The sequence below is a fragment of the Nocardioides sp. B129/18 genome, from assembly GCF_055282735.1.
This window is the reverse complement of record NZ_JBUZJI010000001.1, coordinates 193,758-209,488: the sequence shown is the minus strand read 5'-3', so window position 1 is coordinate 209,488 and position 15,731 is coordinate 193,758. Positions and strand designations below refer to the sequence as shown.

Annotated in this window: 15 protein-coding genes; 6 read left to right on the top strand and 9 right to left on the bottom strand. The window is 72.8% G+C overall.

Annotation, left to right across the window (positions count from 1 at the left end; translation table 11 throughout):
* Nucleotides 1-45: 45 nt before the first annotated feature.
* The gene (locus ACZDWJ_RS01110) at nucleotides 46-1,131 is read right to left on the bottom strand and encodes an inositol-3-phosphate synthase (protein WP_463519065.1); all 1,086 of its coding nucleotides are present in this window, start codon (nucleotides 1,129-1,131) and stop codon (nucleotides 46-48) included.
* A gap of 20 nt (nucleotides 1,132-1,151) precedes the next feature.
* A complete protein-coding gene (locus ACZDWJ_RS01105; RefSeq protein WP_463519064.1) occupies nucleotides 1,152-1,745 on the bottom strand; it encodes a PadR family transcriptional regulator in 594 nt (197 codons plus the stop codon).
* A gap of 259 nt (nucleotides 1,746-2,004) precedes the next feature.
* Between ACZDWJ_RS01105 and ACZDWJ_RS01100 the strand changes: the two genes are divergently transcribed.
* Entirely contained in the window at nucleotides 2,005-4,278 is a 2,274-nt protein-coding gene (locus tag ACZDWJ_RS01100; protein WP_463519063.1) for a transglycosylase domain-containing protein, read from the top strand.
* Between the two features lie 59 nt (nucleotides 4,279-4,337).
* A complete protein-coding gene (locus ACZDWJ_RS01095) occupies nucleotides 4,338-5,705 on the top strand; it encodes a glycosyltransferase family 87 protein (protein WP_463519062.1) in 1,368 nt (455 codons plus the stop codon).
* Here ACZDWJ_RS01095 and ACZDWJ_RS01090 read toward each other — a convergent pair.
* Genes ACZDWJ_RS01090 through ACZDWJ_RS01075 form a run of 4 tightly spaced genes read right to left on the bottom strand, consistent with a single transcriptional unit; the run spans nucleotide 5,687 to nucleotide 9,592 of the window.
* Entirely contained in the window at nucleotides 5,687-6,760 is a 1,074-nt protein-coding gene (locus ACZDWJ_RS01090; protein ID WP_463519061.1) for an alanine racemase, read from the bottom strand. The two genes, ACZDWJ_RS01095 and ACZDWJ_RS01090, sit on opposite strands and share 19 nt — an antisense overlap.
* Nucleotides 6,757-7,893 carry a lipid II:glycine glycyltransferase FemX gene (locus ACZDWJ_RS01085; RefSeq protein WP_463519167.1) on the bottom strand — a complete coding sequence of 379 codons (1,137 nt, stop codon included), beginning with the start codon at nucleotides 7,891-7,893 and terminating at the stop codon, nucleotides 6,757-6,759. Before ACZDWJ_RS01085 ends, ACZDWJ_RS01090 begins: the two co-directional genes overlap by 4 nt.
* 59 nt (nucleotides 7,894-7,952) lie before the next feature.
* Nucleotides 7,953-8,753 carry a deoxyribonuclease IV gene (locus ACZDWJ_RS01080; RefSeq protein WP_463519060.1) on the bottom strand — a complete coding sequence of 267 codons (801 nt, stop codon included), beginning with the start codon at nucleotides 8,751-8,753 and terminating at the stop codon, nucleotides 7,953-7,955.
* Between the two features lie 5 nt (nucleotides 8,754-8,758).
* Nucleotides 8,759-9,592 (bottom strand): protein kinase domain-containing protein, encoded by an 834-nt coding sequence (locus tag ACZDWJ_RS01075; protein WP_463519059.1) that lies wholly within the window; start codon nucleotides 9,590-9,592, stop codon nucleotides 8,759-8,761.
* A 254-nt stretch (nucleotides 9,593-9,846) separates the two neighbouring features.
* On the opposite strand from ACZDWJ_RS01075, the gene rpsF reads away from it, so the two are divergent.
* From rpsF to rplI, 4 genes are all read left to right on the top strand, one after another.
* On the top strand, nucleotides 9,847-10,137 hold the full coding sequence (gene rpsF, locus ACZDWJ_RS01070; RefSeq protein ID WP_463519058.1) for a 30S ribosomal protein S6: 291 nt from the start codon (nucleotides 9,847-9,849) through the stop codon (nucleotides 10,135-10,137).
* A 143-nt stretch (nucleotides 10,138-10,280) separates the two neighbouring features.
* The gene (locus tag ACZDWJ_RS01065) at nucleotides 10,281-10,856 is read left to right on the top strand and encodes a single-stranded DNA-binding protein (RefSeq protein WP_463519057.1); all 576 of its coding nucleotides are present in this window, start codon (nucleotides 10,281-10,283) and stop codon (nucleotides 10,854-10,856) included.
* Nucleotides 10,857-10,954: 98 nt separating this feature from the next.
* A complete protein-coding gene (gene rpsR, locus ACZDWJ_RS01060) occupies nucleotides 10,955-11,191 on the top strand; it encodes a 30S ribosomal protein S18 (RefSeq protein ID WP_224130477.1) in 237 nt (78 codons plus the stop codon).
* A 14-nt stretch (nucleotides 11,192-11,205) separates the two neighbouring features.
* A complete protein-coding gene (gene rplI, locus ACZDWJ_RS01055) occupies nucleotides 11,206-11,652 on the top strand; it encodes a 50S ribosomal protein L9 (protein ID WP_463519056.1) in 447 nt (148 codons plus the stop codon).
* Between the two features lie 82 nt (nucleotides 11,653-11,734).
* Here the strand turns inward: rplI and ACZDWJ_RS01050 are convergent, their stop codons facing one another.
* Genes ACZDWJ_RS01050 through ACZDWJ_RS01040 form a run of 3 tightly spaced genes read right to left on the bottom strand, consistent with a single transcriptional unit; the run spans nucleotide 11,735 to nucleotide 15,314 of the window.
* Complete coding sequence (locus ACZDWJ_RS01050; protein WP_463519055.1) at nucleotides 11,735-13,360, bottom strand: hypothetical protein; 1,626 nt, start codon at nucleotides 13,358-13,360, stop codon at nucleotides 11,735-11,737.
* Between the two features lie 52 nt (nucleotides 13,361-13,412).
* Entirely contained in the window at nucleotides 13,413-13,964 is a 552-nt protein-coding gene (locus tag ACZDWJ_RS01045) for a hypothetical protein (RefSeq protein ID WP_463519054.1), read from the bottom strand.
* A 9-nt stretch (nucleotides 13,965-13,973) separates the two neighbouring features.
* Nucleotides 13,974-15,314, bottom strand: coding sequence for an MATE family efflux transporter (locus ACZDWJ_RS01040; RefSeq protein ID WP_463519053.1), 1,341 nt, complete (start codon nucleotides 15,312-15,314; stop codon nucleotides 13,974-13,976).
* Between the last annotated feature and the right edge of the window lie 417 nt (nucleotides 15,315-15,731).

The following is a 15,731-nucleotide window of genomic DNA, read 5'->3' as shown; positions in this document are numbered from 1 at the left end:
CCGGCGGGGGCTCGTCGATGCTGCGGGAGCGTCAGTGACCGACGGTCACTCCTCGCCCTTGATGAACGCCTCGACGCGGCGACGGCCCTCGTCGTCGGGCAGCTGCACCGGCGGGGACTTCATCAGGTAGGACGACGCGGAGATGATCGGGCCACCGACGCCGCGGTCCTTGGCGATCTTCGCGGCGCGGATCGCGTCGATGATGATGCCGGCGGAGTTCGGGGAGTCCCAGACCTCGAGCTTGTACTCGAGGTTGAGGGGGGCGTCACCGAAGGCGCGACCCTCGAGGCGGACGTAGGCCCACTTGCGGTCGTCGAGCCACGCGACGTAGTCGGACGGGCCGATGTGGACGTTCTTGTCGTTGACCAGGCCGGAGAGCGGGCCGTTGAGGTTCGACGTGACGGCCTGGGTCTTGGAGATCTTCTTGGACTCCAGGCGCTCGCGCTCGAGCATGTTCTTGAAGTCCATGTTGCCGCCGACGTTGAGCTGGTAGGTGCGGTCCAGCACGACGCCGCGGTCCTCGAAGAGCTTCGCCATCACGCGGTGGGTGATGGTGGCGCCGACCTGCGACTTGATGTCGTCGCCGATGATCGGGACGCCGGCGTCCTCGAACTTCTTGGCCCACTCGGGGTCGGAGGCGATGAAGACGGGCAGGGCGTTGACGAAGGCCACGCCGGCGTCGATCGCGCACTGGGCGTAGAACTTGTCGGCCGCCTCGGAGCCCACCGGGAGGTAGGAGACGAGGACGTCGACCTGGCGGTCCTTGAGGATCGAGACGATGTCGACCGGCTCGGCCCCCGACTCCTCGATGGTCTGGCGGTAGTACTTGCCCAGGCCGTCGAGGGTGTGGCCGCGCTGGACCTCCACGCCGAGCGTGGGGACGTCGCAGATCTTGATGGTGTTGTTCTCGGAGGCGTTGATGGCCTCGGAGAGGTCCTTGCCCACCTTCTTGTCGTCGACGTCGAAGGCGGCGACGAACTCGACGTCCTTGACGTGGTACTCGCCGAAGGCGACGTGCATGAGGCCGGGCACGGTGCCGGACGGGTCAGCGTCCTTGTAGTACTCGACGCCCTGGATCAGCGACGTGGCACAGTTGCCGACGCCCACGATTGCTACTCGAACCGAACCCATCGGGTCGCTTCCTTCCTGTCTCACTGGTGCTCGGCCCGGGGGCCGGCGTTCGGGAGACCGCCACCGGGGGCGGTCGGGGGGGTGTTGCGCTCTGCGTTGATGAGGTCGGAGAGCCACCGGACCTCGCGCTCGACCGACTCGACGCCGTGCCTCTGCAGCTCGGCGGCGTACCGATCGACCTCCTTCTGGGTGATGGCCAGCTGCTGCTGCACCCGCTCCAGCCGCTCCTGGAGGCGGGTGCGGCGTCCCTCGAGGACGCGCAGCCGGATCTCCATGTCGGTGGAGGAGAAGAAGGCGAACCGGATGTCGAAGGTGTCGTCCTCCCAGGCGGCGGGGCCGACCTCGGACATGAGTCGCTCGAACTCACGGTGTCCGGCGTCGGTGACCTGGTAGACGATGCGGGGTCGGCGGCTGGTCGTCGCCGGCCCGGTGCTCTCCTCGATGAGGTTGCTCCGGAGCATCTTCTTCAGCGTGGGGTAGAGCGAGCCGTAGGACAGCACCCGCCCCCACCCCAGCATGAGGTTGAGCCGCTTGCGCAGCTCGTAGCCGTGCATGGGTCCCTCGTGCAGCAGTCCGAGGACTGCCAGCTCGATGGTCTCCGCGCGACGTGCCATGCGACATATCGTAGCGATATATCCGCGAGACGGAAACTTCCGATGGATCGTGTCGGAACGGGACGTGACGCCGACCACCGCGGACGGGCTGCTTTGGGGTGGACGCCGGGTGTCCGTACCCTGTCGTGGATCGTGATCCCGACCAGCGAGGCCTGACGACGTGAGCGGTAAGCGCAGGGCCGACGGCCCGTCCGTGAAGACGAAGGGCGCCAAGGCGCCCCGTCAGCCCCGGACCTGGAAGGCGCGGATCCTCCGCCTGGTGAAGTGGGGACTGATCGCCACGCTGGCCGGTCTGCTGCTGCTCGCGGTGGGCTTCTTCATCGCCTACCGCAGCATCGACATCCCCGACCCCAACAAGGACTTCCAGATCCAGACGTCCTACGTCTACTACCAGGGCGGCACGAGCGAGGTCGGTCGGTTCGCCGGGGCGCAGAACCGCGAGTCGATCCCCTTCTCCGAGATGCCGCAGACGGTCAAGGACGCCGTGGTCGCGGCCGAGAACCAGACCTTCTACACCGACTCCGGCGTCGACCCGAAGGGCATCCTGCGCGCCGCGCTCAACAACGCCCAGGGCGACGCCGTGCAGGGCGGCTCCACGATCACCCAGCAGTACGTGAAGATCCTCTACCTCACCCAGGAGCGCTCCTACACGCGCAAGCTGCGCGAGGCCGTCCTCGCGCTGAAGCTGCAGCGTCAGCAGAGCAAGAGCCAGATCCTCGAGGGCTACCTCAACACCATCTACTTCGGACGCGGCGCCTACGGCATCCAGGCCGCGGCCAAGACCTGGTTCGGCAAGGACGCCAAGGACCTCTCGCTGCGCGAGTCGGCCGTCCTCGCCTCGGTCATCAACAACCCCACCCAGTTCGACCCCGCGAACGGCGACGCCAACCGCGAGGCGCTGCTGGGCCGCTACCGCTACGTCCTCAGCAGCATGGGCAAGCTGAAGATGATCGCCCCGCAGACCGCCCAGACCGCCGAGAACCGCCTGCCGACCTTCCCGAAGGTGAAGGTGCAGAGCGCCAACGGCGGCCAGCGGGGCCACATCCTCGCGCTGGTGAAGAGCGAGCTGCTGCGCCTGGGCTACAGCGAGGACCAGATCGAGGGCGGCGGCCTCAAGGTCACCACCACCCTCACCAAGACCGGCATGCGCGCCGCCGAGCAGGGCATCAAGCAGGAGCGTCCCGACGGCCTCTCCGACAAGGACCTCCACGTCGCCGCCGCGAGCGTCGAGCCGGGCACCGGCGACCTCAAGGGCTTCTACGCCGGCCAGGACTACCTGAAGTCGCAGATCAACTGGGCGCTGCGCGGTGCGTCGGTGGGCTCGACCTTCAAGCCGTTCGCGATGGCCGCGGCGGTCAAGGACGGCTTCTCCATCAAGGACACCTTCGACGGCAACTCGCCCTACTACTTCCCCGACGGCAGCCGCGTCGTCAACGAGGGCGCCGGGCTCGGCCAGGACTACGGCGCGTCCGTCAACGGCATCTACGCCATGCAGCAGTCGATCAACACCGCCTTCATCGACATGACGATGTCGATGAAGGACGGCCCTCGCAAGATCGTCGACATGGCCTATCGGATGGGCGTCCCGCCGAACCAGCCCAGCGCCCGGTTCCCCGGCCTGCCGAACACCTCCGGCGACCTCACCGACCAGACCCGCGTCACGCTCGGCACCGCCCGCGTCAGCCCGATCAACATGGCCAACGCCTACGCGACCATCGCCAACGAGGGCGTGCGCTCGCAGGTGCACGTCATCGACAAGGTCGTCAGCCCCGACGGCGACGACTACACCTTCAAGAACGACGCCACGCGCGCCATGAGCAAGGACATCGCCGCCGACGTCTCCTACACGCTGCAGCAGACCGTCAAGGGCGGCACCGGCGGCGCGGCGCAGGCGATCAACCGGCCGGCGGCCGGCAAGACCGGCACGGCCACCAACGACGACGGCAACGTCGTGTCGTCGTGGTTCGTCGGCTACACCCCGCAGCTGGCCACGGCGGTCATGTACGCCCGCGGCGACGGCTACGACCCCATCGACTTCAACAAGGACGGCACGCGCTACCTGCCCTCCTACTTCGGCGCCGACTTCCCGACCCGCACCTGGGCCGCGATCATGGGCCTGGACCTCGAGGGCCAGCCGGTCGAGCAGTTCCCGCAGCCGGCCTACGTCGACGGCAAGGCGCCGAGCTCGGGCCACGCGCCGGTGCCGACCCGCCAGCCGTCGGCCTCCGCGAGCGCCTCGCCCAGCGAGTCGCCGACCGCGCCGAGCGGCACCCCGACGCCGACCCCGAGCCAGCAGCCCACGCCGACCCCCACCCCCACCCCCACCCCGACCCCGACGCCGACTCCCACCGGGTGCGGCCTGGTGAGCTGCCCGACCGAACCCTCGCCGACCCCGACCCCGCAGCGTCCCCAGGACCCGCCCGGGCAGCGTGGTCGGGCCTCGACCGTGGCCTACGCCCCGGCGGCGCCGGCCGAGCCGGTCAGCCCGGCCACCTACGCCTACTGGTCGGTGGAGCCGTGGTGGTGGGTCTGAGCGGAGGCGAACCCGCTCCCCTCCCGGGCCCGACCCGGGAGGACCCGATCGCCCGCGCCGTGAGCGAGGGCGTCGGCGGCCCGCTCGGCACCCGCGCCCGCCGTCATCGCTGGTGGACGCCCGTGCGGGTGCTGCTCGCGCTCGCCGCGGTGGTGTTCGCCCTCGGCATGGTGCAGAAGACCAGCTGCGCGACGCAGTCGTGGGCCAACGGCGAGACCCGCTACACCCACATGTGCTACTCCGACCTGCCCTACCTCTACTCCGGCCGCGGCTTCGCCGAGCGCGCGTGGCCCTACTCCGAGGACCCCGTCCTGCGGGCGCGCTACCCGCAGGTCATGGAGTACCCCGTCGGCATCTCCTACTGGGCCTACGGGACGACCGTCGTCGCGCAGGTGCTCGCCGGGGGCGCCGACCTCGCCGCCCGCGCCGACCTCGCGCCCGACCAGCTCTTCGGCGACGCCGCCGTCGAGCACGAGACCGACCTCTTCGTCGCGGTCAACGCCGTCGGCTTCGCGGTGCTGACGCTGCTGGCGGTCTGGCTGCTGGCCGGCGTCGACCCGCGGCGTCCGTGGAACGCCACCTGGTTCGCGGTCTCCCCCGCGCTGGCGCTCACCGCGGTGATCAACTGGGACCTCCTGGCGGTCGTGCTCGTGGCCGCCGCGCTGTGGACCTGGTCGCGCGGACGGCCGGTGGCCACCGGCGTCCTCATCGGGCTCGGCACCGCCACGAAGCTCTACCCGCTCTTCCTGCTCGGGGGCGTGCTCGTCATCGCCGTGCGGGAGCGCCGCTGGCGCGACCTCGCGCTCTCCAGCGCCGCGGCCGCCGCGGCCTGGCTGGTGGCCAACGCCCCCGGCTACCTCACCGGGCCAGCGGAGTGGAAGGTGTTCTGGTCCTTCAACTCCGAGCGCGGCCCCGACCTCGGCTCGATCTGGCTGGTCGCGCAGCAGACGCTCGACCGCGGCGGCATCACCGCGCACACCGTCAACGTCGTCTCCTGGCTCTTCTTCGCCGTCTGGTGCCTGGGGGTCGCGGCGATCGGGTGGCGGGCGCGGCGCACGCCGACCCTGGCCCAGCTGGGGTTCCTCGTCGTCGCCGGGTTCCTGCTGATCAACAAGGTCTACTCGCCGCAGTACGTCCTGTGGCTGCTGCCGCTCGCCGTGCTGGCCCGGCCGCGATGGCGCGACCAGATCATCTGGCAGGCCACCGAGCTGCTCTACTTCGCCGCCGTCTGGTGGTACCTCGCCGGCGACCTCGCGCCCGCGGGCGGCGGGGACGCCGGCTTCTACCAGCTGGCGATCCTCGTGCGGATGGCCGGCGAGATCTACCTCGTCGTGCTCGTCGCCCGGGACGTCCTCACGGCGCGGCCGGACCCCGTCGGGCCGCCGCCGCGCTCACGGGCGCCGCGGCCTCAGCTGACGACGACGTAGTCGAAGGCCGTCGCGGTGTAGCGGACCCGGACGTCGACGTCCTCGCCGACCGCCGGAACCCGGCTGCCCGCCGGCAGGAACAGCATCGAGGCCTGCATGTGCGGCGGCTCGGCGAACAGGCGCTGCTTGCCGTCGATGGAGAACGGCGAGCGCACGAAGCCGAGGGCGTCGAGGCCGCCGCGGGCCAGGGTGCCGGCCCGGCCCTTGAGGCCGAGGTCGCCGGTGGGCGCCTCCAGGCCGATGCCGTGGGCGGTGCCGCCGGAGACGATCAGCAGGTGCCCGGCCTTCGGGGCCGTGCGACCGCGGTAGCCGAAGGCGTCGCCGCGCTCGACGGGATGGACGTCGAGGACGGTGGCGCTGACCTGCAGGGCGCCGCGATCGCCGAGCCACAGCCCGGTGCCGATGCGCGGACGCAGGGTGAAGTCGGGGTAGGCGCCGCGCAGGGACTCCAGCTCGGCGTCGGTGAGGTGGCTGACCCACACGGTGCGCGCGCCCGGGCCGTCGGGCAGCTCGGCGCCCACGACGTCGGTCATCAGCCGCTGCATCTGGGAGAGGTGCGAGCCCTGCGCCAGCGGCAGGTGCATCGCGACGCCCTCGAGCCGCGCGCCCGGGTGCTCCTGGAGGGTGCGGGCCGTCGCCCACAGCTCGCGGGCGGCCAGGCCGTGACGGACCATGCTGGTGAGCCGCTCGAGGACGAACCGGGCGTCGGGACGTCGGCCGAGGAGGTCGGCGAGGTCGGCCCCGCGGCTGACGGTGTGGATGACGCGGCGGGCCAGGGCGTCGTCGGCGGTGACCTCGAGGGCCGGGCCGAAGGGGCGCCACGGCGTCAGCACGACGATGCTGCCGTCGAAGCGGTCGGCGACCTCCGCGACCTCGGGGTAGGTGCCCACGGCGAGGGTGTCGACGCCGAGCCAGGCGGACTTGCGCGCCAGCCGGGCCACGCCGAAGCCGTAGCCGTTGCCCTTGACGACCGGCACCAGGCCGGGGTGGCGCTCGGCGACGCCGCGCAGGTGGGCGCGCCAGCGGTCGCCGTCGACGTGCAGGGTCAGGCTCACGACCGCCTCCGCAGGTAGAGCTCGAAGGCCTTGTAGAGGACCTTGTTCAACGGGAGATCCCACTCGCCGACGTACTCGGCGGCCTCGCCGCCGGTGCCGACCTTGAACTGGATCAGGCCGACGTGGGGGTCGTCGGCGTCGAGGGTGTCGGTGATGCCGCGCAGGTCGTAGACGTCGCAGCCGGCGGCCAGCGCCTCGCGGATCATCGCCCACTGCACGGCGTTGGAGCCGCGCACGTCGCGCTTCTCCGTCGACGAGGCGCCGTAGGAGTACCAGGCGTGGGTGCCGACGCGGATGGCGATCGTGGCCGCCACGAGGTCGCCCTCGTGGTGGGCCAGGTGCACGCGGAAGCGGTCGGGGTCCTCGGCGCCCAGCGCGGCGGCCATCGTGCGGAAGTAGGGCAGCGGGCGCGGCGTGAAGTGGTCGCGCTCCGCGGTGTGCACGTAGAGGGCGTGGAAGGCGGCGAGATCGGCGTCGAGGGTCTCGGGGGTGGCCGTGCGGACCTCGACGCCGGCCTTCTCGGCCTTCTTGATGTTGCGACGCCACAGCTGGTTCATGCCCGCCAGCACCTCGGCCTCGGTGCGCTGCGCGCCGTCGGGGTGGCGCAGCGGGATCCAGAAGACGTACTGCGGCTGGCCGGCGCTGAAGCCGCCCTCGGCGGCCTGCGGGCGCCAGCCGAGCTCGCGCAGCTGGGAGACGACGCGCGCGCCGACGTGGTCGCGCTCGGACGGCGGGAGGTCGCCGAGGCGGTGCACCGCGGGGTCGGCGATGCCCTCCTTGATCTGCGCGGCGCTCCAGGTGCGCACCACCGCGGGCGGGCCCATGCGGATCGCGAAGGCGCCGCGGCCCCTGAGGTGCGCGGCCAGCGGCGTCAGCCACGGCGCGAGGTCGTCGACCGCCCAGTCGATGTCGGGGCCCTCGGGCAGGTAGGCGAGGTAGCGGGAGACCCTCGGCAGCTGGCGGTAGAGCACCAGCGCGGTGCCGACCAGCAGGTCGCCGTCGAACCAGCCCAGCGACTGGTGCTCCCATTCGGCCTTGACCTGTCCCCAGGCCGGGGTCTGCAGGAAGCTCGCCGACCGCCGGGTGGCGAGGTGGGCGAGGTGGTCCTCGGGGGTGATCTCGCGGACGCTCAGCACGGGCCTGAGGCTACCGGCCGGGGTCGGCCGCTCCCGCACGCCCGGGGCGCACCGGCTCAGAGCCGCTCGCGCAGCCAGGCGAAGTCGGCCAGGTGCTCGGCCGCGCCGCCGGGCGTCTCGCAGACGACGGGCGCCTTCGCGGAGCGGACGACGTCGGCCAGCACGTCGCCGATCTCGCCGGCGCCGAACGAGGCGTGGCGGTCGGCGCCGGAGTCGAAGGCGTCGCGGCTGTCGTTGCAGTGCACGAGGTCGATGCGCCCGGTGATGGCCAGGACGTCCTCGACGACGGTGTCGAGCCGGTTGCCGCCGGCGTGGGCGTGGCAGGTGTCGAGGCAGAAGCCGACCTGCTCGAAGCCCTCGGCGCCGGAGACGGCATCCCAGACCCGGGCGAGGCGGTCGAGGCGGCGGACCATCGCGTTGTCGCCGCCGGCGGTGTTCTCGATGAGCAGCGGGACCTTGAGGTCGGTGGCCTCGACGGCCTTGCGCCAGTTGTCGAAGCCCTTCTCGGGGTCGTCGTCCTTGTTGACGTGGCCGCCGTGGACGATCAGGCCGAGCGCGCCGATCTCGGCCGCGGCGTCCATGTGCTGCTGGAGCAGCTTGCGGCTGGGGATGCGGATGCGGTTGTTCGTGGTGGCGACGTTGACGATGTACGGCGCGTGGACGTAGAGCCCGACGCCGGCCTCCTCGGCCGCCGCGCGCAGGGCGGCCGCGCCGCCCTCGTAGGCCACGACCGGACCCTTGTAGGACTGGGGGTCGCCGAGGAACATCTGCACGTGCGCGGCGCCGCGCGCCTGCGCCTCCGCGATGGGGTCGGTCTGGTCGACGTGGGCGCCGAGGGCGACGGAGGATCCGGACATGGCGCTCAGCCTACGGAGGACCACCGACGGCCCCGGCCGGCCCGGGCCGCCCCCAGGGCGCTGACGCGGTCGGGGACGACGGCATGGGCTCCGTCCGCCGCCACCGCCGCCACCCCCGCCAGCAGCGTCCGGGCCTCGTCCATCGTCGGGCGCCAGGAGGGGTCGTCGGCGGCGAGGAGGCGTCCGATCTCCGCGAGGCCGGCGTCGTCGTCCGCGAGCAGCGTCAGGAGGCGGCCGGCCGCCCAGAGGTCCTGCGCCGGGGACGCCGGCGCCCCGCTCAGCGCCTCGGGGGCGCACCAGCCCGGCGTGCCGACGCCCGGGCGCCCGCCGCGTCCGGGGTGGGGGTCGCGGTGGCCGACCGGGACGGCGAGGCCGAGGTCGCCCAGCCGTGCCCGGGGCCGCCCGCCCGGGACGGTCGGAGGGTCGAGCAGCAGGTTCGCCGGGCCGACGTCGCGGTGGACCAGGCCGGCCGCGTGGATCCGCGCCAGCCCCGCGAGCAGGTCGTCGACGAGCGCGGCCGTCGTCGCCGGCGGCACCCGCCCGTGCTCCCCGAGCAGACGGGCCAGGCTGCCGCCGCGCGCCAGCGGCATCAGCAGGACCACGCGCTCGGCGTCGGCCAGCCAGGCGTCCGGCACGAGGACGTGCGGCCCGGCCAGGTGCCGCAGGCCGTGCTCGCGCAGCGCGGAGGCGAGCGTGGCGGCGTCCGGGTGCGGGAGCACCTTCGCGGCGACCTCGCGTCGCTCCAGGCGGTCCCACGCCAGGTGCACCGAGCCGGCGGCGCCGCGTCCGAGCACGCGGCCGAGGCGGACACGGGCGGGGTCGTCGAGGCGCAGGGGCACGCGGATCTCCTTCCCCGCGTCGGTGCGGCCCAGCACCGCTGTCCACAGGCGCCCGGCGGCCCTGCCAGGAGCGCCTCGCGGTTTCGACCCGGGCCCGCGCCGACTGCTAACCTCGCGTGTCCTCGCGCGTGACCCCTCCGAACGGGTGCTCCGGGCGGGGACTGCTCCGTCCGGCTCGTCGCCGGCGGAGGACGCAAGCCCTCCTGCCACGGAGAGACCGTGGCCGCTCTAGTCCAGAGGAGGTGGAGACCGCTTTGCGTGCATATGAAGTGATGGTCATCCTCGACCCCAGTCTCGAAGAGCGCAGCATCGCGCCCTCGCTCGAGAAGTACCTCGGCGTCGTGACCAAGGACGGCGGCTCCGTGGAGTCCGTCGACGTCTGGGGCCGCCGGCGCCTGGCGTACGAGATCAAGAAGAACGCCGAGGGCATCTACGCCGTCATCTCTCTGACGTCGGAGCCTGCCACGGTCAAGGAGCTCGACCGTCAGCTCACGCTGAACGAGTCCATCCTGCGCACCAAGGTCATCCGCCCCGGCGCTCGCTGAGCATCGGGGGCTCCTCGAGCCCCCGCTCACGACGTCGTCTGTGGACGACCCCTGTCCGGCTGTCGGCGCCCTCGGTCACGATGGCCCCACATCCGGACGCACCCGCACCAGGATCAGCACCAGACCAGCACTAGGGAGACCTCATGGCAGGCGAGACCGTCATCACGGTGGTCGGCAACCTCGTCGACGACCCGGAGCTGCGCTTCACCCCCTCGGGGGCGGCCGTGGCCAACTTCCGGATCGCGTCGACGCCGCGCACCTTCGACCGGCAGACCAACGAGTGGAAGGACGGGGACTCCATGTACCTCTCCTGCTCGGTCTGGCGGCAGGCCGCGGAGAACGTCGCCGAGTCCCTGCAGCGCGGCATGCGCGTCGTCGTGCAGGGTCGCCTGAAGTCCCGGCAGTACGAGACCCGCGAGGGCGAGAAGCGCACCGTCTTCGAGATCGAGGTCGAGGAGGTCGGTCCGTCGCTGAAGTACGCCACCGCCAAGGTGACCCGCGCCAGCCGCTCCGGCGGCGGCGGGGGCGGCTACTCCGGCGGCGGCGGGGGCCAGCAGGCTCCCTCCGGCGACGACCCGTGGGCCTCGGCCCCGCCCCAGGGCGGTGGCCAGGGCGGCCAGGGTGGCGGTCAGGGAGGCGGCGGCTACGGCCAGCAGCGTCCCGCGGCCGGCAACGATCCGTGGGCCGCTCCGGGCGCCACCGAGGAGCCCCCGTTCTGAGTCGTGGGCCCGTCCCACGCGTGCTGATCCACGCACACCCTCAACCATTCCGACCCGGTAGCCAGTCCGGGACGGGCTTCTAGAAAGGAAGCACCACAATGGCCAAGGCAGTGATGCGCAAGCCGAAGAAGAAGGTTTGCCAGTTCTGCAAGGAGAAGGCGACCGGCGTCGACTACAAGGACACCGGCCTGCTCCGCAAGTTCATCTCCGACCGCGGCAAGATCCGCGCTCGTCGGGTGACCGGCAACTGCGTCCAGCACCAGCGCGACGTCGCCACCGCCGTGAAGAACGCGCGCGAGGTCGCCCTGCTGCCCTACACGTCCACCGGTCGCTGAGAGGAGTCGAGGAGATGAAGCTCATCCTGACCCAGGAGGTCACCGGTCTCGGTGGCCCCGGCGACGTCGTCGAGGTGAAGGACGGCTACGGCCGCAACTACCTCGTCCCCCGTGGTCTCGGCATCCGCTGGACCCGTGGCGGCGAGAAGACCGTCGAGTCGATCAAGGCCGCTCGCTCCGCTCGCGCGGTGCGCGACCTCGACCACGCGGGCGAGGTCAAGGCCAAGCTCGAGTCGGCGTCGGTCAACGTCAAGGTCCGGGCCGGCGAGGGCGGTCGCCTCTTCGGCGCCGTCACCGTCGCCGAGATCGCCGGTGCCCTCTCCGAGGCCTCCGGCGAGCAGGTCGACAAGCGCACGATCGCGGTCAAGAACCCGATCAAGGCGCTGGGTGCCCACGAGGTCACCGTCCGCCTGCACGACGAGGTGTCCGCCACGGTGGCCCTCAACGTCGTCAAGGGCTGACGCACCCCAGCAGCACAGCACCACACACGAAGGCCCGGTCCCCTCGCGGGGGCCGGGCCTTCGTGCTGCTCGGAGGAGGCGCTCAGTGCGCCAGGATCGCGTCGAGCAGCAGGGTGCGGGAGCTCTGGCTGGTGATGGTGATCGTCCCGCCGGTCTTCTTCGCCCGCCGGTCGCGCAGGACGAACACGGCGTGCTTGTCGCGCTGGGGCAGGTTGAGGTCGAGCAGGTAGCGCTCTCCGTTGGAGAGGCTGACGACCATCGAGCCGTAGCCCGGCCCGACCGGGGCGATGACGCGCAGCTCGCGGAAGCTGGTGACGCGGGTCGAGACGCGGGCGCCCTTCTTGGTGGTCTTCAGGTAGTCGCCGCCGACGAAGCCGGAGGCCTTGACGGTGCTCCAGCCGGCCTTGGTGCTGGCGGCGAGGTCCTTGGGCACCGAGAAGCGGGTGGTGAACGGCGTCGGGTCGACGTTGCCGGCCGCGTCGGTGGCCGTGATCTTCAGGGTCGCGTCGCCGGCGGGCAGGCTGCGGAAGGTCGTGCGGCCGGGCTTGCAGGCGTAGCGGCGTCCGTTGATGGTGCACGCGAGGGTGACGTCGGACTCCGAGGTCTTGATCGTGAAGGTCGGGCTGTCGCTGGCGACCATCGGCCAGGTCGGGTTGTAGTAGTCCGCCGGGAGGCCGTCGACCGCGACGTTCGGCGGCGTGGTGTCGGGCGTGGTGTCGACCGTGAAGGTGACCGCGGCGGGGGTCTGGTCGACGTCGGGCCTGTCGCTGGACGCCCCGGCGCCGCCGGTGCCCGGCGAGGAGGTCGCGTCGATCTTGGCGTCGGTGTCGTCGATGGCCCGCACGCGGAAGGTGTAGGTCCCGCCGTCCTGGAGGCCGGTGAAGCTCGCCGGGCTCTGGCAGGCGGTCCACGACGTCGGAGCGGTGCTGCCGGTGTAGACCTGGCACTCGTAGGCCAGGGCGCCGGTGTCGGCGTCGGCGTAGGTGCCGACGAAGGGGATCTTGACGTCGGTGGAGCTGACGAAGCCGCCGCGGATGGCCGGGGTGGCGGTCTGGATGACCGACTGCGGCGGGGTGACGTCGTCGCAGCGGCGCTGGCCGACGCCGCCGGTGAGACCGCCCTGGGGCGCCTCGGTGAGGCAGCCGCCCGACGGCGTCGAGGAGCCGGTGGTGAAGGTGACGGTGGCCGGGCTCTGGTCGACGTCCGGGGTGTCGGTGGCCGCGCCGGTGCCGCCGGGGCCGGGCGAGGTGGTGGCGTCGATGGCGTTGTCGGGGCCGTCGATCGCGCGCACGGCGAAGGAGTAGCTCGTCGAGGGGTCGAGGCCGGTGAAGGTGGCGGGGCTGGTGCAGGCGCTCCAGGCGGGCGGGGTCGCGGTGGACTTCGCGAACCGGCACTGGAAGGTGATCGCGCCTCGGTCGGCGTCGGTGTAGGAGCCGGTGAAGGTGAACCGCGCGGCCGCGGTGTTCGGGGCGCTGCCGACCGGCTCGGTGGCGGTGACGGTGGTCTCCGGCGGGGTGACGTCGTCGCAGCGGCGCTGGCCGAAGCCCAGGACGCCGCCGGTGCCCTGCTCGGTGAGGCAGACGGCGGCCGCGGCGGGAGCGCCGTCCGCGGCGTCGGCGGCCGGGGCGGTCGCGAGGAGCGGGAGGGCGCCGGCCACCAGGCCGAGCGCGGCCAGGCGCGCGAGGGCACCGAGACGAGAGGTGATCATGGGGGAGGTCCTTGGGGCGGGAAGGTCGACGACGTCGGCGGACCGCCTCAGGTTAAGCACCCGTGACGTCGTCCGGAGCCGAATCGGAGAGTCCGCGGGCCCAGGGCCGCTCGGCGTAGATCAGGACGAGCGCGAGGGAGACCAGCGTCACGACCAGCTGGACGAGCGCCGCGGCGTTCCCGGCGAGGTCGGAGCCCGCGCCGAAGGCGAGGATCGGGAGCACCGCCATGACGCCGACGCCGGTGCGCGTCGCGACGAGCCAGCCCGCGGCGGCCGGGTCCTCGCCCGCGGTCGCGAGCGCGGCCAGGTGGGTGAGGAGCGCCGCGATCGCGGCCAGCTGGGGCAGGCTCACCGCCCAGCCCAGGGACGGGTCGGCGTCGGAGAGGCGCTGGGCCAGCGCCGGCACGGCGAGGGGCAGGGAGACCAGCAGGGCGAGCACGGCCAGGCCGCGGGCGAGCGGCAGCCGCGGGCCGGGCAGGCGGCTCAGTCCGAGGATCACCAGGATCCAGCCGAGCGGGTCGGGCGCGAGGTCGAGCCCGCCGGGGGTGGCCAGCCGCAGCCAGATCAGCACCAGGCCGATCGCGAGCAGCAGCAGAGGACGCACCCGCGGATCCTAGAGCGCACCGAGCACGAGCCAGCGTCCGCTGCGTGCCCGGCGGCCCAGGACGACCGCCCGCCCGCCCATGAACACCGCTCCGAAGGCCACCCACACCCACAGCAGTCCGCCCAGGTGCGCCGCCACCAGCACCGCGGGGGCGTACGCGGCCAGCACCACGACGCCGGCGCGGGCGAGGTAGGGCCCGTCGCCCGCGCCGATCAGCACGCCGTCGAGCAGGAACACGTAGGCGGCCAGCGGCTGGGCGAGCGCCGCGATCACCAGGACGCCGACGAGTCGGTCGCGCACGGCGTCGTCGCCGGTGAAGGCGAGCCCGAGGACCGGGCTGGCGGCGGCCAGCGCGAGGCCGGTGAGCACGCCGACGCCCAGCGCCCAGGTGGTGAGGCGGCGGGTGGTGGCGCGGGCGGCGTCGGCGTCCCCGGCCCCCAGGGCGCGTCCGGTGAGGGCCTGCGCGGCGATCGCGAGGGCGTCGAGGGTGAAGGCGAGGAAGGTCCACAGCGTCGTGGCGAGCTGGTGGGTGTCGAGGTCGACCTCGCGGGGGCGTCCGGCGGTGGAGCCCAGGGCGACGGCCGCCGTCGTCGTCAGCAGCGCCGCGCGGAGGGTGAGGGTGCGCACGACGAGGGGCACGCCGGTGCGGGCGGCCTCGAGGATGCCGCCGCCGCGGGGACGCAGGTCGACGCCCTCGCGGCGGGCGCCACGCACCACCACCGCCGTCAGCGCCGCCGCGCTGCCGACCTGGGCGAGCAGGGAGCCGAGCGCGGAGCCGGCCAGGCCGAGTCCGGCGGGGTAGACGAGGACGACGTTGAGCACGAGGTTGGCCAGGTTGCCGACGACGGCGACCACCAGCGGCGTGCGGGTGTCGAGGAGTCCACGCAGCACCCCGGTGCTGGCGAGCATCAGCAGCAGCGGGGCGATGCCGAGGCCGGCGATGCGCAGGTAGGAGGTGGCGGCGTCGGTGACCTCGGGGCCGCCGCCGAAGAGCCCGACCAGCGGGCGGGCCAGCAGCAGGGTGGGGACGGTGGTGAGCGCGCCGATGAGGGCCGCGAGCCACAGGCCGTCGACGCCCTGGGCCAGGGCGGTGTCGCGCTCCCCCGCGCCGAGCAGCCGCGAGACCCGGGCGGTGGTGCCGTAGGCGAGGAAGACGCACAGGCCGACGACGGTCTGCACGACCGCCCCGGCCAGCCCCAGGGCGGCGAGCTCGACGGTGCCGAGGTGGCCGACCACGGCGGCGTCGCCGAGCAGGAACAGCGGCTCGGCGACGAGGGTGGCCAGCGCCGGCAGCGAGAGCCGGAGGATCTCGCGGTCCAGCGCCCGTCCGGTGGGAGCGCTGGCGGTCATGGTGGCACCCTAGGGCGCCGTGGTCCGGGACCAACGGCCCGGCCGGGATGGCCCGTGAGGCGCATCCGGATGATCCGTTGGGACTATGGCGCGCAGCGGTGGATAACTGGCACAGACTTGTGCACAAAGCGCTCACCCGGTGCTTTGTCGACAAACCTCCCCGAGCCCTCGGCGTGTCGCGGTCACCGTCGCCAGCAAGTCGTCAACGAATCTGTGTGCACACCGTGAGGACGACGTCGTCGCAGGTCAGAGGCCTGATGTGGACAAGACCGCCCCGTCTGTCCACATGGTTCTCCCCAGGCTGTGCACACGAGTCCACCGCTCCTCCACGGGCTCACCCCGGTTGTCCACAGGGGGCTGTGGACAGGCTGCTGTCGCTTCGTCGCGCGGACGCCTAGCGTCTCCCGCGGCGTGCGC